At 70.0% G+C, this 18,808-nt stretch carries 18 protein-coding genes and 1 pseudogene; 9 read left to right on the top strand and 10 right to left on the bottom strand.

All coding sequences use genetic code 11. The annotated features are described in order from the left end of the window. Nucleotide 1: 1 nt before the first annotated feature. From ACFYPN_RS28920 to ACFYPN_RS28910, 3 genes are all read right to left on the bottom strand, one after another. Nucleotides 2–763: a cytochrome c biogenesis protein CcdA gene (locus ACFYPN_RS28920; RefSeq protein ID WP_358758254.1), complete on the bottom strand. Its 762-nt coding sequence runs from the start codon at nucleotides 761–763 to the stop codon at nucleotides 2–4. Between the two features lie 4 nt (nucleotides 764–767). Continuing rightward, nucleotides 768–1,382, bottom strand: a complete 615-nt coding sequence (locus ACFYPN_RS28915) for a TlpA disulfide reductase family protein (protein ID WP_358758256.1) — start codon at nucleotides 1,380–1,382, stop codon at nucleotides 768–770. Nucleotides 1,383–1,449: 67 nt separating this feature from the next. After that, a complete protein-coding gene (locus ACFYPN_RS28910; protein ID WP_358758258.1) occupies nucleotides 1,450–2,754 on the bottom strand; it encodes a hypothetical protein in 1,305 nt (434 codons plus the stop codon). A 300-nt stretch (nucleotides 2,755–3,054) separates the two neighbouring features. On the opposite strand from ACFYPN_RS28910, the gene ACFYPN_RS28905 reads away from it, so the two are divergent. The 3 genes from ACFYPN_RS28905 to ACFYPN_RS28895 all read left to right on the top strand — a co-directional run bounded on the left by ACFYPN_RS28905 (nucleotide 3,055) and on the right by ACFYPN_RS28895 (nucleotide 6,353). After that, nucleotides 3,055–3,525, top strand: a complete 471-nt coding sequence (locus tag ACFYPN_RS28905; protein WP_358758259.1) for a MarR family transcriptional regulator — start codon at nucleotides 3,055–3,057, stop codon at nucleotides 3,523–3,525. 176 nt (nucleotides 3,526–3,701) lie between these two features. Continuing rightward, on the top strand, nucleotides 3,702–4,988 hold the full coding sequence (locus tag ACFYPN_RS28900) for a SpoIIE family protein phosphatase (RefSeq protein WP_358758261.1): 1,287 nt from the start codon (nucleotides 3,702–3,704) through the stop codon (nucleotides 4,986–4,988). A 183-nt stretch (nucleotides 4,989–5,171) separates the two neighbouring features. Further along, entirely contained in the window at nucleotides 5,172–6,353 is a 1,182-nt protein-coding gene (locus tag ACFYPN_RS28895) for a PP2C family protein-serine/threonine phosphatase (protein ID WP_358758263.1), read from the top strand. A 142-nt stretch (nucleotides 6,354–6,495) separates the two neighbouring features. Here ACFYPN_RS28895 and ACFYPN_RS28890 read toward each other — a convergent pair whose 3' ends face one another. Together ACFYPN_RS28890 and hemL are read right to left on the bottom strand one after the other, a co-directional pair. Then, nucleotides 6,496–7,188 carry a histidine phosphatase family protein gene (locus ACFYPN_RS28890; RefSeq protein WP_358758265.1) on the bottom strand — a complete coding sequence of 231 codons (693 nt, stop codon included), beginning with the start codon at nucleotides 7,186–7,188 and terminating at the stop codon, nucleotides 6,496–6,498. Next, nucleotides 7,185–8,492, bottom strand: coding sequence for a glutamate-1-semialdehyde 2,1-aminomutase (gene hemL / locus ACFYPN_RS28885; protein ID WP_358758266.1), 1,308 nt, complete (start codon nucleotides 8,490–8,492; stop codon nucleotides 7,185–7,187). The genes ACFYPN_RS28890 and hemL overlap by 4 nt, the downstream gene beginning before the upstream one ends. 286 nt (nucleotides 8,493–8,778) lie before the next feature. Here hemL and ACFYPN_RS28880 point away from each other — a divergent pair, with 286 nt between their 5' ends. Then, nucleotides 8,779–9,369: a hypothetical protein gene (locus ACFYPN_RS28880; protein WP_358758268.1), complete on the top strand. Its 591-nt coding sequence runs from the start codon at nucleotides 8,779–8,781 to the stop codon at nucleotides 9,367–9,369. Between the two features lie 306 nt (nucleotides 9,370–9,675). Then, nucleotides 9,676–9,975 (top strand): hypothetical protein, encoded by a 300-nt coding sequence (locus tag ACFYPN_RS28875; protein ID WP_358758270.1) that lies wholly within the window; start codon nucleotides 9,676–9,678, stop codon nucleotides 9,973–9,975. Between the two features lie 14 nt (nucleotides 9,976–9,989). On the opposite strand, the gene ACFYPN_RS28870 is transcribed toward ACFYPN_RS28875, so the two are convergent. From ACFYPN_RS28870 to ACFYPN_RS28855, 4 genes are read right to left on the bottom strand one after another with little or no spacing between them, the layout of a single operon-like run. Continuing rightward, nucleotides 9,990–11,039 carry a UDP-N-acetylmuramate dehydrogenase gene (locus ACFYPN_RS28870; protein WP_389302250.1) on the bottom strand — a complete coding sequence of 350 codons (1,050 nt, stop codon included), beginning with the start codon at nucleotides 11,037–11,039 and terminating at the stop codon, nucleotides 9,990–9,992. Between the two features lie 17 nt (nucleotides 11,040–11,056). Then, nucleotides 11,057–12,097 carry a serine hydrolase domain-containing protein gene (locus tag ACFYPN_RS28865; RefSeq protein ID WP_389302247.1) on the bottom strand — a complete coding sequence of 347 codons (1,041 nt, stop codon included), beginning with the start codon at nucleotides 12,095–12,097 and terminating at the stop codon, nucleotides 11,057–11,059. Continuing rightward, on the bottom strand, nucleotides 12,097–13,410 hold the full coding sequence (locus tag ACFYPN_RS28860; RefSeq protein WP_389302245.1) for a UDP-N-acetylglucosamine 1-carboxyvinyltransferase: 1,314 nt from the start codon (nucleotides 13,408–13,410) through the stop codon (nucleotides 12,097–12,099). The genes ACFYPN_RS28865 and ACFYPN_RS28860 overlap by 1 nt, the downstream gene beginning before the upstream one ends. 5 nt (nucleotides 13,411–13,415) lie before the next feature. Beyond that, complete coding sequence (locus ACFYPN_RS28855) at nucleotides 13,416–14,135, bottom strand: hypothetical protein (protein ID WP_389302242.1); 720 nt, start codon at nucleotides 14,133–14,135, stop codon at nucleotides 13,416–13,418. A 38-nt stretch (nucleotides 14,136–14,173) separates the two neighbouring features. Here ACFYPN_RS28855 and ACFYPN_RS28850 point away from each other — a divergent pair. From ACFYPN_RS28850 to ACFYPN_RS28835, 4 genes and pseudogenes are all read left to right on the top strand, one after another. After that, nucleotides 14,174–14,545 (top strand): annotated as a pseudogene (locus tag ACFYPN_RS28850) (helix-turn-helix domain-containing protein); the annotation flags it as partial. 33 nt (nucleotides 14,546–14,578) lie between these two features. Continuing rightward, on the top strand, nucleotides 14,579–15,727 hold the full coding sequence (locus tag ACFYPN_RS28845) for an XRE family transcriptional regulator (RefSeq protein ID WP_389302389.1): 1,149 nt from the start codon (nucleotides 14,579–14,581) through the stop codon (nucleotides 15,725–15,727). A gap of 107 nt (nucleotides 15,728–15,834) precedes the next feature. Continuing rightward, complete coding sequence (locus ACFYPN_RS28840; RefSeq protein WP_389302386.1) at nucleotides 15,835–16,602, top strand: Mut7-C RNAse domain-containing protein; 768 nt, start codon at nucleotides 15,835–15,837, stop codon at nucleotides 16,600–16,602. Between the two features lie 63 nt (nucleotides 16,603–16,665). Further along, nucleotides 16,666–17,424 (top strand): SDR family NAD(P)-dependent oxidoreductase, encoded by a 759-nt coding sequence (locus ACFYPN_RS28835; RefSeq protein ID WP_358758272.1) that lies wholly within the window; start codon nucleotides 16,666–16,668, stop codon nucleotides 17,422–17,424. Between the two features lie 51 nt (nucleotides 17,425–17,475). Here the strand turns inward: ACFYPN_RS28835 and ACFYPN_RS28830 are convergent, their stop codons facing one another. Further along, a complete protein-coding gene (locus tag ACFYPN_RS28830; RefSeq protein ID WP_358758274.1) occupies nucleotides 17,476–18,669 on the bottom strand; it encodes an RtcB family protein in 1,194 nt (397 codons plus the stop codon). Nucleotides 18,670–18,808 lie beyond the last annotated feature (139 nt).

The raw sequence follows: 18,808 nt of genomic DNA, 5'->3' as shown, positions 1-18,808 counted from the left end.
CTCAGATCCCCACAGTGAAACCGTTGGACCAGCCCTGCACGTCCTGCATGAACGTGGCCCACAGGCCCGTCAGCAGCAGGATGCCGGTAGCGATCATCATGACGCCCCCGATGCGCATGACCCAGGCGTAGTGGCGCTTGACCCAGCCGAATGCTCCCAGCGCCTTGCGGAAGGCGACGGCGGCGAGGACGAACGGGACACCGAGTCCCAGACAGTACGCGACCGTCAGAAGTGCCCCGCGCTCGGCGGTCCCCTGGTTGAAGGCGAGCATCGTCACCGCGCTCAGCGTCGGGCCGAGGCAGGGGGTCCACCCGATGCCGAAGAGCGCGCCCAGCAGCGGCGCGCCCAGCAGACCGGTGACCGGTCTGCGGTGGATGCGGAACTCGCGCTGGGTCATCCACGGCATCAGCCCCATGAAGAAGACCCCCATGAGGATCATCAGCACGCCGAGGACCTTCTGGAGTGTCCCGCCGTGTTCCTGGAGGGTGCCGCCGAAGTAGCCGAAGAGCGCGCCGCCCGAGACGAAGACGGCGGTGAAGCCGAGCACGAAGAGCGAGGCCCCGGCGACGACCCGGCCCCGGCGGGCGTTCGCCAGGTCGGTGCCGCTGACCCCGGTGACGTAGCTCAGGTAGCCGGGGACCAGCGGCAGGACGCAGGGCGAGAAGAACGAGACGAGGCCGCCGAGCAGCGCGATCGGCACGGCGGCGAGCAGCGCACCGTTGACGACCGTCTCGTTGTACGTGGCGGCGGCGAGGGCGGTCACCGGGTCACTTCTCCGCGATCAGCGGGTCGATCATCTTGTGCAGCTGTTCCGCGTCGAGTGCCTGGAGGGTGCGGGCGGCGATGCGCCCCTCGCGGTCGATGACCACGGTCGACGGGATGGTCTGCGGGTTCAGGGTGCCCTTGGGGAAGCGGAGGATGAGCTTGCCGACCGGGTCGTAGAGGCTCGGGTACGTGATGTCCGCGTCCGCCTCGAAGTTCACGGCGGCGTCCTTCTGGGTGTCGCGGGTGTTGATCCCGACGAACTCGACGCCCTGGCCGGCGGTCTCCTTGGAGACGGCGGCGAAGTGCTTCGCCTCCGCCCGGCAGGGTCCGCACCACGATCCCCAGACGTTGACGACGACGACCTTGCCCTTGTAGGCGGTGGCGACGTCGAGCGCCTTGCCCTCCAGGGTGGTGCCTTCGAGCTTCGGCGCGGTGGGGCGGTCCTTCGCGGACAGGGTCGAGATGCCCCCGCTGCCGGTGACGAAGTTGGTGTCACCGCCGCCGCCCGACTTGATGTCGTCCCCGCCGCACGCGGACAGGGTCAGAGCACCGGCCACGACGGCGGTCGTGGCGGCGAGCAGGGTGAAGCGGCGTCGGAGTGCGCGGCCATGGCTCATGTGAAAAGTTTCGCATGGCAGATCCGGGGATCTTGGGCACCCCCCTCGCTGCCCGTAAAGCCCCTTGTCAGGCCTGCTTAAAGAAAGCGTTCCAGCCACCCGCGGGTGCCTGACCGACCCCCAGCGTACGGAGCTTCGCCAGAACTGCCGGGTCCTGGACGTCCAGCCAGTCCACGAACTGACGGAACGAGACGAGCCGCACATCGGGCCGGCCGGCCACTTCCCTGATCACCTCTTCCACGGCGTCCATGTAGATACCGCCGTTCCACTCCTCGAAGTGATTGCCGATGTAGAAGGGCGCGCGATTCGTCTCGTACGCCCTGCGGAACCCGGCGAGATAGGAACCGGTCGCCTGTTCGCGCCAGCCGGGATAGCGCGAAGTCATGCCCCGGGTCGAATTCTGCGACTGGTTGGCGAGGATGTTGTAGTCCATCGAGAGGACCTCGAAGGTGTGGCCGGGGAACGGCATTCCCTGGAGCGGGAGATCCCATACACCGAAACGTTTCTCCGGCCACATCTGCACCCCGCCCGGTGAACTCGCGTCGTAGCGCCAGCCGAGCCGGCTCGCGGTCGGCAGCAGGTTCTCCTGCCCGAGGAGGCAGGGCGTGCGCGCGCCGATGAGTTCCTTCCGGTAGTCGAAAGGCAGCGGTTCGACGTCGGCCCAGCCGCTGTTGGTGCGCCATTGCGTCACGAAGGACACGGCCTGCTCGATCTCGCTCTCCCACTGCTCGGAAGTCCAGTTCCCGACCGATCCGGAGCCGGCGCAGAAATGGCCGTTGAAGTGGGTGCCGATCTCGTGGCCGTCGAGCCATGCCTCGCGCACGTACCGCAGGGTCTGCTTGACGTGGTCGTCGGTGAGGTAGCCGATGTCCGAGGCGCCGCGCGGATTGTTGGGCGGCTGGTAGAGCGAGCTCTTCGACTCGGGCAGCAGATAGATCCCGGAGAGGAAGAAGGTCATCGCCGCGTCGTGTTCCCGGGCGAGTTCGAGGAAACGCGGGAAAAGGCCGTTGCCGACCTCGCCCGCTCCGTCCCAGGAGAAGATCACGAACTGCGGGGGCGTCTGGCCGGGTTCGAGCGGCACGGGCGCGTCGGGTTGTTTCGGCTGCTTTCCGGTGTCGGAGGTGGAGCCGTCGCCGATCAGCCGTACGGCGCTGTTCCCCGGGCCCTTGCCGTGCACTTTCGGCCCGCCGGTGCCGGTTCCGTGGCCGGGCGTCGTGCTGGGGGCGCCCGAAGGGCTCTTCTCCGGGCCGTGGTGCGCCCCTCCCCCGGAACCGAGTGAGCCGCAGCCCGCGATTCCCGCGGCGGCTGCGGCTCCCAGGCCCGCTCCCAGCAGTCCCCTCCGGTTGATGTTGTGCGCATGCTTCAGGTTCACGTCCACGTCCCCAATGGCGGTCGTTTTATCTCATGTACATACAAACCGGCAGAGACTCAGACGAGAGGAGCGACGCGACGGTTCCTCCGATTAAACGATTTTCACTACACGACCGGACCCTCACCGGGTCTCCACATCCGCTCCCCGCCCGGAACCCGAAGCCCTCACCCGCCGTCCAGATCCCGCGGCCCCGGGCAGCGCACCCGCCCCCTTACCCGGCGACCGTGCGGGCTGACAACGGCGCCACAGGGGTGGCACAGTGGAACGATGTTCCCGCGCCGGCCGTCGTCCCCCCAAGAAATGGCTCGTACCGCGTCCGAGGTGACGGATCTGCTCGCAGTCCTCTGGGGAAGAGCCCAGGCGCACGCTCCGGCGGGTCCCACCTCCCCCTCCCAGCTGCGCGCACTGTTGGCGATCGAACGCCGGGAGGGCGGCAACATGCGGGCGCTGGGCGAGGCGCTGGGGTCCACCCCGCCCGCGACGAGCCGCCTCTGCGACCGGCTGGAAGCGGCCGGCCTCGTCGAACGCCGCCTGAGCGCGGCCAGCCGCCGGGAGATAGAGCTCTACCTGAGCCGCCCCGGCCGGGCCCTGCTGGACGAGATCAGGGCCGCCCAGGTGCGCGAGGTGTCCCAGGTGCTCGCGACGATGGACCCCGAGGCGGCCGAAGCGCTGCACAAGGGTCTCGCGGCGTTCCGGGACGCCGCCGAGGAGGCCATCGACGGGGACAGATATGAGCGGGTCGCACCCGCATGGCTGGCGAACCCGGCCTGAGAGTTACGTCTCCCCTGCCCGGGGGAGAGTGCACCGTTTCGCCCCGTACCGCCCCGAACAGGGATGTTTACTCCCAGCAATTGTTGTCAGTGAACAACTATTACCTCTAGTCTCGTCGCGGACGCACCGTGCGCCCCCATGGCCGGCCGGTCCATGGTGAGAGGAGGCACAGCGCCTTGGGCACCCCGCCCCCTTCCGTCCTCGCACCTCGTGACGGCAGTTCCTCCGAGCCCACGCGCACCGGCACCGCCTCACCCCTCCCCGCCGCCCGTACGGCACCGGGCTTCGACCTGTGGAGCGGTGACGGACCGAGCGTCCTGCTGATCGAGGACGACCCCGGGGACGCCCTGCTCGTCGAGGAGATGGTCGCCGACAGCGGAGTGGCCATCGACCTGTCCTGGGCGCGGACGCTCGCCGAGGCGCTCGACGCCCTCGACCGCGACACCCCCGAGTGCGTCCTGCTCGACCTCCACCTGCCCGACTCCCAGGGACTCGGCGCGCTGGAGACGATCCTCTCCCGCTCCCCGGACACGGCCGTCGTCGTCCTCACGGGCCTCGCCCAGGAGGACTCCGGCCTCGCCGCCGTCACCGGCGGCGCCCAGGACTACCTGATCAAGGGCCGCCTCGAAGCCGAGCTCTTCGTCCGGGCCATCCGCTACGCGATACAACGCAAGCGCGCCGAGCGCGCCGCCGCCGACCTCCGGGAGAGCCGGCTGCGGGCCGCGGAGAACAGCCGGGTCGAACGCGGCCTGCTGCCCACCCCGCTGCTCCGCGACGACACCGCCGAGGTCTGCTCCCGCTACCGTCCCGGCCGCGCCCAGACCCTCCTCGGCGGCGATTTCTACGACGTCGTCCAGACGCCCGACGGCACCACGCACGCGGTCGTCGGCGACGTCTCCGGCCACGGCCCCGACGAGGCCGCCCTCGGCGTGTGCCTGCGGGTGGCCTGGCGCTCCTTCATCCTCTCCGGCGCGCGCGGCCAGCGACTGCTGGATCTGCTCGAACAGATGCTGGTGGCCGAGCGTTCCGGCCCCGAGATCTTCGCCACCCTCACCACGCTCAGCCGGGCCGCCCGCGCGCCGCGGGTGGAGGTCATGCGCGCCGGTCACCCGGGGATGCTGGTACGCCCCCCGGACGGCCCGGTCCACCTGGAGGAAGTACCGGGCGGACCCGTACTGGGCCTGTTGCCCGGCCGCGCGCACTGGCCGGTGACCCTGCTGGAGGCCCCCCGGGGAACGCGGCTCGCCCTCTTCACCGACGGCCTCATCGAGGGCCGCGTCGGCAACGGGTACGAACGCCTCGGCGAGGCGGGCCTCGTGGCGATCGCCGGGGAGTACGCCCACCTCCCGGCCGACGACTTCGTGGACGCGGTCATCCAGCGGTGCGAGGACCTCGCGGCCGACAGCGGTGGACTCGCCGACGACGTGGCCGTACTCCACCTCGGCTGGACGGACACCGTGTGACGGCGGCGCCCCCACCGGCCACGCCCCGCCCCGCCGCATCCGCCCCGGCCCGGTGATTCCGGCCGGGGCTCCGCCGTCGGAGGGGCCCGACGCGAAGGGGACGGTTCTGATGCTCCGCACACCCCCGGGTCCCGTACTCTGCTCGACTCCGAGCAGCACTCTGGTAAGAAAGCCGACCGAATTGTGACGAACTACCTGGCCGTGGAACGCGCCCTGCGCTCCGCCGCGCCGCACGCCCTGGTGGAGGCCGCGCGTGCCGCACTGGCCGAGCACTACGGCGCCTCGGACATCGAGCTGCTGATGGCCGACTACAGCCTGACGGTGCTCCAGCCGGTCGACGCCCCGCCGCGCCCGGAGGGCCCGGTGCCGGTCAACGGCAGCCCGGAAGGGCGCGCCTTCGGCAGCCAGACACCGTACGAGCGCACCGCGCCGGGGCGGGACGACTCGGTCGTGCTGCACCTTCCGGTGACGGTCCGCGGCGACCGGCTCGGCGTCCTCGACGTGACGCTGCCCCGCAACCGGCGCACGGCCGCCGCCGTCCAGGACCTCACGGAGATCGCCCGGCTGCTCGGCCACGAGATCATCGTCGCCGAACGCGACACCGACCTCTACCTGCGGGCCCGCCGGGTCAGCCGGCTGACGCTCGCCGCCGAGATGCAGTGGCAGCTGCTGCCCGCCCGGGCGTGCTCGCGGCCGGAGTACGCCATAGGCGCGCAGCTGGAACCGGCGTACGCCATCCACGGCGACAACTTCGACTGGTCCACCACCGCCGACACCCTCACCCTCACCGTCACCAACGGCATGGGCGAGGGCATCGAGGCGTCGCTCCTCACCAACCTCGCCGTCAACGCCCTGCGCAACGCCCGCCGGGCCGGCATCGGCATAGCGGACCAGGCGGCCCTCGCGGACCAGGCGCTGTACGCCCAGTACCGGGGCGCGTCGCACGTCTCCACGCTGCTGCTCACCTTCGAACTGGCCACCGGCAACGTCCAGGTGGTGGACGCCGGGTCCCCGCAGCTCTGGCGCAGGCGCGGCAAGACCGTGGAACGCCTCGACCTGGAGGCGCAGCTCCCGCTCGGCATGTTCGACGAGACCGCCTACGCCGTCCAGGAGTTCCAGGTCCTCCCCGGGGACCGGCTGGTCTTCGTCAGCGACGGCGTCTACGCGGCGGCGAGCCACGCCGGGGAGCTGTACGGCGAACGGGCGCTGGCCCGCGCCATCCAGGGGGCGAGCCTGCTGCACGCCCCCGCCGTACCGAGGGTGGTGCTGGAGTCCCTGGCCGAGCACCGCGACGCGGACCCGGAGGACGACGCCCTGGTCGTCTGCCTCGACTGGTTCGGCGAGAAGGGCGACCCGGAGGGCTGAGAGCCGACCTGCTCCGAGCCGCCCCGCACGACTGATCCCGGGGGCGGGCCACCTGGCGTGGCCCGCCCCCGGGATCAGTTCTCGGGATCGGCTGTCGGGATCGGCTTCCGGGATCAGCTTCCGGGAGCGGTTTCCGGGGCGGTCAGGCGCCGAACGCCTTCGACTTGCCCTTCACCGGCTTCGCCCCGGCGAGCAGGTGCGCGGGCACCAGATCGCGGGCGGGCTCGGAGTAGCCCACCGAGACGATCTTGTCGCCCTGGTACGTGAAGCTGGTCAACGAGGCGAGGGTGCACTGCCGCTTGCGCGGGTCGTGCCAGAGCCGGCGGCGCTCCACGAAGCTGCGCACGATCCAGATCGGCAGCTGATGGCTGACGCAGACCGCCTCGTGGCCCCGGGCCGCGTCGCGCGCGGCGTCCAGGGCGCCCATCATCCGCACGACCTGCTCGACGTACGGCTCACCCCAGGAGGGCTTGAACGGGTTGGTGAGGTGCTTCCAGTTGTCCGGGTTGCGCAGCGCGCCGTCGCCGACGCCGAAGGTCTTGCCCTCGAAGACGTTGGCGGCCTCGATCAGCCGCTCGTCGGTGGCGAGGTCCAGACCGTGCGCCGTGGCGATCGGCGTGGCGGTCTCCTGGGCACGCTCCAGGGGGGAGGCGACGACGTGGCGGACGTCGCGCTTCGCCAGGTGCTCGGCGACCCGGTCGGCCATCTTCCGGCCCAGCTCGGAGAGGTGGTAGCCGGACTTGCGCCCGTAGAGCACGCCCTCCGGGTTGTGCACCTCGCCGTGGCGCATCAGGTGGACGACGGTGATGTCCTGACGGGAACCGTTCTCGCTCATGCGGTGGCCTCCGAGGCGGCGCGGGCGGCGGCGGGCAGGGCGTCGGCGATGCGCTCGACGGCCCGCGAGTCGTGGGCGGTGGAGACGAACCAGGACTCGAACGCCGAGGGCGGCAGGTAGACGCCCTGGGAGAGCATCGAGTGGAAGAAGGCGGTGTAGCGGAACGCCTCCTGCTTCTTCGCGTCGGCGTAGTTCAGGACCGGCCCGTCGGTGAAGAACACGGAGAACATGTTGCTCGCCGTGGAGACGTGGTGCGCGACGCCCTCCTTGCTCAGCGCGCCGCTGACCAGGCCCTGGAGCTCGGCGGAGACCGCGTCGACCTTCGCGTACGCGGCGTCGTCGAGCAGCCGCAGCTGCGCGAGGCCCGCGGCGGTGGCGATCGGGTTCCCGGAGAGGGTGCCCGCCTGGTAGACGGGACCGGCGGGGGCGAGGTACGCCATGACGTCGGCACGGCCGCCGAAGGCCGCGGCCGGGAAGCCGCCGCCCATCACCTTGCCGAAGGTCATCAGGTCGGGCCGGACGCCGTCGACGCCGTACCAGCCTGCCTTCGACGTACGGAACCCGGTCATGACCTCGTCGGAGATGTACAGCGCGCCCTCGGCGGCGCACAGCTCCTTGAGCCCGGCGTTGAAGCCGTCCACCGGCCGGACGACGCCCATGTTGCCTGCGGCGGCCTCGGTGATCACACAGGCGATCTCACCGGGGTGCGCGGCGAAGGCGGCGCGGACGGCCTCCAGGTCGTTGTACGGCAGCACCAGGGTGTCCCCGGCCTGCGCGCCGGTCACCCCGGGGGTGTCTGGCAGCGCGAAGGTCGCGACGCCGGAGCCGGCGGCGGCCAGCAGCGCGTCCACGTGGCCGTGGTAGCAGCCGGCGAACTTCACGACCTTGGCCCGGCCGGTGAAGCCGCGCGCCAGCCGGATCGCGGACATGGTCGCCTCGGTGCCGGACGAGACCAGGCGCACCTGCTCGACGGGCTCGACGCGGGCCACCATCTCCTCGGCCAGCGCGACCTCGCCCTCACCCGGGGTGCCGAAGGAGGTGCCCCGGCCGACCGCCGCCTGGACGGCGCCGATGACCTCGGGGTGGGCGTGACCGAGGATCATCGGCCCCCACGAGCAGACGAGGTCGACGTACTCGCGACCGTCCGCGTCGGTGAGGTACGGACCGGTGCCGGACACCATGAACCGGGGCGTACCGCCGACGGCGTTGAAGGCGCGCACCGGCGAGTTCACGCCACCGGGCGTCACGACGGACGCGCGGTCGAAGAGCGACTGTGAAACTGGGGCTTCGTATGAATACGCCACTTTGGTCCTGATCTGCGATTCGGGGGGTCGGAGGGCTGGTGGGGACATCGCGGCCACCGGTGAGCAAGGAGCGCGCACTCCTCGTATCACGAAAGGGCGTCAGCCCCCTCGCGTCTGCGAAACTGGGGCGTCATGGGGAAAGCTCACACGTGCCATGGTGTCAGAGGCGCGCGCGGACTCGCGGGCAGGTGTTTCGCCGCACGCCTGGTGGGGAGGTCACTGACACGATGATCGGGTTGCTCGCGGTGGGGCTCTGTCTCCTTAGAAGTAGTCGGGTGGATGAAATATGCATCGCGGTGGCGGAGTGGGCGAAGGCACCGACGGCCTCGGGCCCGAGCCTGTGCGGCGTGGGCGCCACCGGCGCGATGCTGAACGCGTACAGGGCAGCAGACCGGTCCCGGAGGCCGGCGGCGGTCCCGGGATCAGGAGCGGTGGCCGGGTGGGGGTGACCTACAAGTACTTCGGCGCCCCGGACGGGGCGACCGCCGCACGCGTGCCCATCTCGATGCGCCCCGAGGAGCTGGGCGGCGACGAGCTGGGCATGGGGGGCATGTTCACCAAGATCAAGCCGGAGACGGTGGCTGCCATGGTCCTCACCGGGATACAGGGAATCCCGCTGCACCAGGTCCCCCCGCTGGAGCTCGTCGTCCTCCACCCCGACTACGCGGTGGTGAAGCTGCCGATGACCGTGGTCGACCCCCTGCGGGACGTGGGTGAGGAGACGGTGGGCGCGGCGGCCTTCATATGGTCGACCGTCCCCGACCGCGGCGGCCCGCGCGACGCCTTCAACGTCTACCGCCTCCTCCACGAGTGGCAGGACTTCTCCGTCCGCCTCCACGACGCGGGCCACCAGGCGTACTGCCTGGTGTGGCCCTGACGCACCAACCGCACAGGCATTACAGGCCGCCCAGGCAACGCAGGCCGCACCCCAGCCAGGGGACCTGCGGGACACATCGGACGTACGAGGCGCACGGACCATGCGGTACCTGCGGCTCCTTCCCTGCGGGGGCGCTCTCCAGGGGCGCCGGCCTTCCGGCGAACGCGCCCGGGTGCACCGGAGCGCATCCGCTCGGCACGCACATCCGTCGGTAGTCATCCGGCCATTCATTGGCCGAAGAACGATCTCCAGTCGGGCCCGGGAACCTGCCGACAGAAGAGGACATCCGCTGAAGGAGGTCCCGCCGTGGGCGATGTCCTGCCGGCCCTGTCCGTCCCCGACCTGATCCCCGACCTGGTCTCCACCCTGGTCCTCGCCGCCGGCGCGTACGCCGTGGGCGCGGGCTGGTGGCACCGGCGCCACCCGGTCCCGCCCTCCCCGTACACCCGTCAGGCGCTCCGCCTCGCCGAGGAGCGGACGCTGGTCACGGCCCGCGAGATCCTCGACGACGCGTACGCCGCGTTCGGCCCGCTCTACACCCACCCCGCCTCCCCGGCCCCCGCCCCGGCCGGCCCCGCCCCGCAGGCGCCGGCGACCCGGGTCTGACGGCGGCGGTCGGGTCAGACCAGCAGCGGGGAAGTCCCCCCTTGTCCGAGGTGAACCGGCTCGGAGCGCAGTCGGATGTCGAACATCCTGTGGACATCGGATGCCAGCGTTCGGACAGCATCGGCAAAAGCACTGGCGGTGGCCTGCTGACGTGCGGTCAGCGTCAAGGCCCGCGTTGCGGAGCAGTAGATTCCAGGCCCGATACGACTCGCGGGTAGGTGACCCACCTGTTCCAGAAGCCATCCGGCACTCGCCCGTGACACTCCGCACGGTTCGTGGTGGAGGGACCCGCCGGCGGCCCTGATCGCTGCGGCTTGAGCGCGATCAACCTGAGGGTTGAGAAAAACCGAACCAGCTTGGCGAATGTCAGGGCCGGACATGGGCAGTACCAGCCCGCGCTGCGTCCGGTCGCTGATCACCGCCCAGGCGGCCTCGGCGAGCGGCGGCCGGGCCCCAGGAATGACGTCCAGAGCGGCCGCCAGGTGCGTGTAGGTGACGGGGGCTGCGGACTCACTGCGACGCAGACGCAACGTGACCGCAAGAATCGTCCACTGTCCGGGCTTGGTCTTGAAAATGCTGGTGCGGTACCCGAATCCGCAACTTTCGAGACCGATCTCAATGGTGTGGCCGCGATGCCAGTCGTATGCGGTGATACGGGCGACCGTGTCCGACATCTGCTGCCCGTATGCGCCGGTGTTCTGAACCGGGGCGGCACCTGTAGTGCCCGGGATACCGCCGAGGTACTCGATCCCGGAGAGCCCCTCGGCGATGCTGAAAGCGACAAGGGAAGCGAGAGGTTCTCCCGCATGGGCAACGACCTCGACGACATCGTCACCGAGCGGGCGGGCGATGACGCCTCGGGTGGCCATGCGGAGGATTGTGCCGCGATAGCCGGTGTCAGCGACCAGGGTGTTGCTTCCGCCGCCGAGCACGAACGGCGGTGTCTCGTCCTCTTGAAGGGTGTGAACGAGATCGGTCCACGCGGATGGATCGAGATGGGTGAGAAACCGGTCGGCGGGTCCGCCTAGGCGCAGCGTGGTGTGATCGGCCAGGAGCTCCCCCATCGGGTGGCCTCCATTCGTCAGGTGGCGGAGATCGTCTTGAGCGCGAGGCTGCGAAGTGGGGCAATGCGAGTCCGGGCATTGCCGTCGTAGATGGCGTTGGTGCAGATGACGAGGTAGCGGCCTGTCTCCGGGGCAAGGAAGAGACTGGTGCCGGTGAAGCCGTGGTGGTAGGCCACACGGCCTCCGGTGGCGAGGATCCAGGACAGGCCTCGGTCCAGGCCTGGTTCGATCGGAATCTGGGGGACGAGGCTGGCGTGCAGCCACCGACCGAGTACGGCCTCATCGCCCCTCACATGGGCGGAAAGAAGTCGCTGGGCGTACGTGGCAAGGTCGGCGGGAGTGGAGAAGACTCCGGCGTGGCCTGCGATGCCGCCCAGGAGAACGGCGTTGTCGTCGTGGGCGGTACCCCAGACGCGCGGGGCGCCGGGGATTCGCCGTTCCGTCGGTGCCACCTGGCGGGTGCGGGCGACTGGCCCGTACACCGTTGCGTTCATGCCCAGCGCTCGCCAGAGACTGTCCGTGAGCTGGTCAAGAGACTGGTGGTAGAGGTGGGCGAGGGCGAGGCCAAGAAGGATGTAACCGCGGTTGATGTACCGATGCCGGCCGGCATCGCCTTCGAGGGGTTCGCGGCTGAGGAGTTCGTGCAGAGGCAGTTCGGCACCGCGGTAATGGTCGAGGCGTGTAGAAGCTCGCAGCCCGGAGGTATGGGCCAGCAACTGACGCACCGTTGGCTCAGCGCTTGGTGTCTCGCCACTCATGGGAGGCAGAGCGTCACGGATGGGAGCGTCGAGGTCGAGAAGTCCTTCTTGGAGAGCCTGCCCGACGAGTGGCCAGGTGGCCACCACCTTGGTCAGCGAGGCAACGTCGTAGCGAGTGTCCTTGTCGGGTTCGAGATCACCGCACTCGGAGGCGATTCTACCGACGGACAGGAAGTGGGGAGCGGAGCCGAGCGTGCCGTGCGCGAGCACACCGCCTGGGGTGGCTCCGGCCGCGACAACCTCCTCGAAGGTGTCCTCAAGACGGGTAGCGTCTTCGGCTGTGAACGGGACTACAGGCATCAAGGGCCTCCAGGGGACGTGGTGATGGCGGCTCCCAGCGTGGCGAGGTTGTCCAGTAGATGGCCGTAGCCGCGCCGGAGGTGGTACGTCCCACGGATCGTAGAGCTGCCGTGGGCAGCAAGGGCGGCAATCAAAAGGGCGGTAACCGCACGGATGTCGGCAGCCCCTGCGTCTGCCCCGCGCAGTCGCACAGGCCCCCGAATCCGGATCAGGGAGCCGACGGAAGAGACATCGGCGCCGAAGGCCCGGAGCCCCTCCACGTGGGTGTCACGCTGTGGATAGACGCGTTCGGTGATCTGCGAGACCCCTTCGGCCTGCGTGAGCAACGCGGTCAACTGTGGTGCGGTGTCGGTGGGCAGTCCCGGGTGCGGGGCGGTAGCCGATTCAACCGCGCGTAGTGAACCCTCCAGGTGCGCGTGAATGCCGCCAGTAGACCCTTCGGTCAACATGATTCCCGCACCGCTCAGCGAGTGTGTCAGCCCGGTGGGGAGATCGGCCATCGTGATGTTGTCGAGGTGGACGCGGCCACTGGTCACTGCCGCAGCCATGATCAGCGTCGCCGCTTCGATACGATCCCCGGCTACGGCAAAACTGCCGCCACCGACCCGTTCGCTGCCGGTCACGTGCAGCCCGTCCTCGTCGAACACGACTCCCACACCGCGTTCTCTGAGGAATCGGGCGGTCTCGGTGACCTCTGGCTCGATGGACGGGCGGGTGACCAGAGTGGTCCCCGGTGCACGGGCGCCAAGCAGCATCGCGGTCACCGTCGCCCCGAGGCTCGGTCCGTACGGGGTTCCCACATCCACCGTGAACGCCTGCACCCCGCGAGGGGAGCACCGGGCTCGGATACTGGTTCCGCTGATGATCACCTCTGCTCCGGCAGCCTGCATAGCGGCGAGATGTCGGTCGATGAGCCGGGCGCAGAAGGCGTCTCCACCAGGCACGGGGAATGTGACTTGCCCTGTGCGGGCCAGAATTGCGGCAGCCAGAACAGCGGTCGTCCGTACCCGGCTTCCGAGTTCGGGATGGATGACCGGGCAGATCGCACCGGCTGCGGCCACTGTAAAGGTATCCGCACTGAAGTCGACGTGGGCGCCGGTGTGATCAATGATCCTCGCGCACACCTCCGTGTCGAGGATCGCCGGAGTGCCGGTCAGGACTAGCGAGTCCTCGACCAATAGCGCGGCCGCGTACAAATGCAGGGCAACATTCTTGCTTCCCTGCACCGAGATGCGGCCGGCCAGCGGGCGACCACCGACGACATGGACCGGGGCTCCGGGCTCAGGCGTACGGAGTGCGGGCACGACAACCATCACCGTCACCGAACCCGGGTGCCGGCCGGCAGGAAGCCACCGATATGGTCACGCGGATAGACCACCGTACCCGGGCCGATCAACGTGCCCGGCGAAAGGACTGTCCCGGCCGGCAAGGTGACTCCGTCTCCGATCACCGCACCGAACTTCGTCTGGCCCGTGGAAATCCGCCGACCGCCGAGGTTGACCGTGATCTCTTCCACCGCCGGTTCTGCGACCGGTCCGCGGTCGCACCGCATTCCGGTCGTAGAGCAGAACGACCCGAGGTTGACACCGCTTCCGATCACCGAATCACCAACGAAGCAGGGATGCTTCATGAAAACCTGACCTGCCAGCAGACTGCGCGTGATCTCCGCGCCGAACCCGATCCGGCAGCCAGGTCCGATCACGCTGTGGTCCCGGACCAGAGCTCCAGCTGCCACCACGGCGCCGGTGCAGATCAGGACCGGGCCGACGATCTGAGCGCCCGCCTCCACACGGGCGCCGGCCTGGACGAACACGTCTCCCTGAAGCAGGGCGCCCTCTTCGATGACTCCGCCGGTCTCGCCCTGGAGCCGGCCCCCGGCACGGGAGAGAAGGCTGGCAGTGGCGTCCTTGATGGCGAAGACGCTGGGGCACGCCAGCAACCTGCTGACGTGCGGCTCGAGATCGTGGGACCGGAAGTAGTACCCGGGGGTGAGACGGACGTCGATGGCGGACATCGACGACGAGGTTGAAAGCAGCATGGGCTATACCTCCGCGAACGGGACAAGCCGCGGCCGTTGTGGCCGCTGCATCTCGACGATCGCTGCCGGCATCCCCTGCAGGAACAAAGTCACCCTCGCACGCAAACCCATTTGCATCTCATGCAAAACCCCTCCTCCTTCAGGTGACTGGAGGGATACGGTCGAGGCGGGGGCATCCTGACCATCCCTCAGGACGGGAAACGAATGCGATTACCACGCCACGAGCGATCCATGGGGCCGATGTGAAACCCGGGGAGCTCGTACGACACGCTCGGCAGGCCAAAGGGCTTACCCTCGCTGAGCTGGGGCGGCTGACCCGGTTCTCCGCCGCGCAGGTCTCCCGCTACGAACGGGGCATCTCACCACTTACTGACGTGCAGGTGCTTCGGACTTTCGCAGACGCACTGAACCTTCCGCATCAACGGTTCGGGCTTGTCCCCCTCGTGCACCACATCAAGTCCCGACACGGTCAAGAGATCAAAGAAACCACGGCCTTTCCCCGGCTACCCGGCCCTAGGGTGGTTACCCACGGGCACAAGGGCGGTGAAGATCCGTTGCGGCGACGGAAGGTACTGACGGGCATCGCGGCCTCCGCCGCGGCGGCTATATCCCCAACCCCGGGAAGCGGGTCACCATCGACGGAGGAGACGCTTCTCGGCGAACTGCTGGTTGCCAGGATCAGGGATGCCATGCTGGGGCTCGGCGAAACCATCGCCACCCCGTCAGCCTGGGATCCTGATACCGACTTCAGCCGTGCCCTCGCCGACTTCGACGCCTGCCGCTACTCCGGCCTCGCCGTACGACTCCCTCGTCTGATCCGCGCCGGGCACGCGACCACCACCGGGGGTGTCGTCGGAAGCGATCTGCCCACCAAGAGCTATCTGCTGGCCACGCGCATGCTGATCAAGCTGGACGAACAACAGCTCGGGTGGATGGCTGCCGACCGTGCCCGCCAGTTCGCCGCAGCTCGCGGCGATGCCCTGGGCATCGCGGAGTCCGCCCGGCAGCTCGCCGTACTCGCGCGCAAGGCCGGATGGCACACCGAGGCACTGACCATCGCCCTGTCTGCGGCGGACGACCCCGATCTGCGCGGAGCCGGCCGCCCCGGCGCGGCGGAACGTGGCTTGCTCATCCAGTCCGCCGCCTACACCCTTGCGCGCCGCGGGGATCGGGAGGGCATGCGGGAGCTCACCGACGAGGCCACCGCCATTGCCAGGGAGCTCGGTGGCGCGATCATGCTGCGCGAGCACGGCGGCGGTTTCGGAGCGCTCACCGTGCAATTGCATCGCATCTCCGCCGAGAACCATGCAGGCGATCCGATGGCTGCGCTCGACGCCGCCCGGACCGTCTCGTTGAAGGCGCTGCCCAGCGTCGAGCGCCGGTCCCGCTGCCTCAGCGATGTCGCCGCTGCCCTCGATCGCCTCGGACGTCGCCAGGAATGCGTCCGAACACTCCTGTCCGCCGAGCGTCACGCTCCGCAGGAGACCCGTGCTCGCCCAGCAGTAAGGGCGCTTGTCTCCTCCCTGCTGGTCTCCGGCCCCACCAGTACCGAATTGCGCGGTCTCGCCCAGCGCAGCGGCGTTCTGGTGTGAGCGTCGGCGCCCCGCCCACAAACGCCTCGCCCCGCCGCCCTCCCCGGTGACATCCTGTGCCCGTGACCGAGCCCGACGTGCCCCAGCCCCCCGCGACCGTGCCGCCCGTGCCCCAGGCTCCCCCGGCCGCGCCTCCCGCGACCAGGCAGCGGGTCACCGTCGAAGTGGCGCCCGAACTACGGCTCTTCGTCGCGCACGAGCGGCGGCAGGGGGTGACCGCGCTCGCGACGGACGGGGTGTCGACCCTCGGGCACGTCGTGGAGTCGCTCGGCGTGCCGCTCACCGAGGCGGGGGCGCTGGTGGTGGACGGGGCGGTGGTGCCGGCGTCGCACGTCCCGCGTACCGGGGAGCACCTGGTCGTCCGGGCGGTCGAGCGTCCGCAGCGGGTGCCGGGGGCGCCGTTGCGGTTCCTGCTGGACGTGCACCTCGGCACGCTCGCCCGGCGGCTGCGGCTGCTCGGGGTCGACGCGGCGTACGAGAGCGAGGACATCGGGGACCCCGCGCTGGCGGCGCTCTCCGCGCGCGAACGGCGGGTGATGCTCTCGCGGGACCGCGGGCTGCTGCGGAGGCGGGAGCTCTGGGCGGGGGCGTACGTCTACAGCGACCGGCCCGAGGAGCAGCTCCGGGACGTGCTGGGGCGCTTCGCGCCGGCGCTGGAGCCGTGGTCGCGGTGCACCGCGTGCAACGGGCCGCTGCGGGAGGCCGACAAGGAGTCGGTGGCCGACCGGCTGGAGCACGGCACCCAGGCGGCGTACGACGTGTTCGCGCAGTGCACGGTGTGCGAGCGGGTGTACTGGCGGGGCGCGCACCACGGGCATCTGGAGACGGTGGTCGCGGAGGCGGTGCGCGAGTTCGGCGGGGCGGACACCGCCTGAGGGCGGAGGCCCGCGTCTGCCTATCCTGGCCGGGTACCGGTCACCTGTCCGAGGGAGTTCGTCATGGCCGCCCGCCCCATCGCCGTCATCACCGGCGCGAGCAGCGGCATCGGTGCCGCGACTGCCCGCCGCCTCGCCTCCGAGGGCTACCGCGTGGTGCTCACCGCCCGCCGCAAGGACCGCATCGAGGCCCTGGCCGAGGAGATCAACGCGGCCGGCCACCAGGCGACCGCGTACGCCCTGGACATCACTGACCGCGCGGCGGTGGACGAGTTCGGCACCGCGTTCGGCTCACTCGCCGTGCTGGTGAACAACGCGGGCGGCGCGCTCGGCGCGGACCCGGTCGCCACCGGGGACCCGGCCGACTGGCGCCAGATGTTCGAGACGAACGTCGTCGGCACCCTGAACATCACCCAGGCCCTGCTGCCGGCCCTCACGGCGAGCGGCGACGGCACGATCGTGGTGCTGACCTCGACGGCGGGCCACGGGACGTACGAGGGCGGGGCGGGCTACGTGGCGGCCAAGCACGGGGAGCACGTCCTCGCCGAGACGCTGCGGCTGGAGATCGTCGGGACGCCGGTGCGGGTCATCGAGATCGCGCCCGGCATGGTGAAGACCGACGAGTTCGCCGCCAACCGCTTCCGGGGCGACAAGGAGAAGGCCGCGAAGGTGTACGCGGGCGTGGACGCGCCGCTCACCGCCGAGGACGTGGCCGACACCGTCGGCTGGGCCGTGACGCGCCCCAGCCACGTCAACATCGACCTGCTCGTCGTGCGCCCCCGCGCCCAGGCGTCCAACACCAAGGTCCACCGGACCCTCTGAGCGGCGCCACGGGCCCGGCTCCGAAGGACCGGGCCCGCACGCCCTGCCGCCTCACCCCTTGACGCAGACCAGCTGCTTCAGCTTGGCGACGACCTCCACCAGGTCGCGCTGCTGGTCGATGACCTTCTCGATCGGCTTGTACGCGCCCGGGATCTCGTCCACCACGCCGGAGTCCTTGCGGCACTCGACGCCCCGCGTCTGCTCCTCCAGGTCCTTGGTGGTGAAGCGGCGCTTCGCGGCCATCCGGCTCATCCGCCGGCCGGCACCGTGCGAGGCGGAGTTGTAGGACTTCTCGTTGCCGAGGCCCTTCACGATGTACGAGCCGGTGCCCATGGACCCGGGGATGATCCCGAACTCGCCCGAGCCGGCCCGGATCGCGCCCTTCCGGGTGACCAGCAGGTCCATGCCGTCGTACCGCTCCTCCGACACGTAGTTGTGGTGGCAGGAGATGACCGGGTCGAAGGTGACCCCGGCCTTGCGGAACTCCTTGCGGACCACGTCCTGGAAGAGCCCCATCATGACGGCGCGGTTGAACTTGGCGTACTCCTGGGCCCAGAAGAGGTCGTTGCGGTAGGCGGCCATCTGCGGGGTGTCGGCGACGAAGACCGCGAGGTCACGGTCGACCAGGTCCTGGTTGTGCGGAAGCGACCGGGCGATGCCGATGTGGTGGTCGGCCAGCTCGTTGCCGATGTTGCGCGAGCCGGAGTGCAGCATCAGCCAGACCGAGCCCGCCTCGTCGAGGCAGAACTCGATGAAGTGGTTGCCGCCGCCGAGGGTGCCCATCTGCCGTACCGCCCGCTGCTGGCGGAAGTGGACCTCGTCCGCGATCCCGCCGAACCGGCTCCAGAAGTCGTCCCACCCCGCGGCTCCCACTCCCGGCAGCCCGGCCGGGTCCACCAGCTCCTCGTGCATCCCGCGCCCCACCGGGATGGCCTCCTCGATGCGGGAGCGCAGCCGGGAGAGGTCGCCGGGCAGGTCGTTCGCGGTCAGGGAGGTCTTGACGGCGGACATGCCACAGCCGATGTCCACGCCGACGGCCGCGGGGCAGACCGCGCCGTGCATGGCGATCACCGAACCGACCGTCGCCCCCTTCCCGAAATGGACGTCGGGCATCACGGCGAGCCCCTTGATCCACGGCAGGGTCGCCACGTTCCGCAACTGCTGCATCGCGACGTCCTCGACCGACGCGGGGTCGGTCCACATCCGGATCGGTACCTGCGCGCCCGGCATCTCCACGTACGACATCAATCCTCGATTCCCCCGCAGGACCCCCAGGACCCTGACAAGACATGACAGCAGAAGCGGCCCGAAAGGGCCCAAAAGACTTAAAGCGCAAAACCGGTGCCAAGGTCGGCAAACATCTCGGCCGACCGGCCGTCCCAGC

Origin of the sequence: Streptomyces sp. NPDC005576 (assembly GCF_042871745.1) — a bacterium.
Lineage (GTDB): Bacteria > Actinomycetota > Actinomycetes > Streptomycetales > Streptomycetaceae > Streptomyces.
This window is presented reverse-complemented; position numbering and strand designations above follow the sequence as displayed.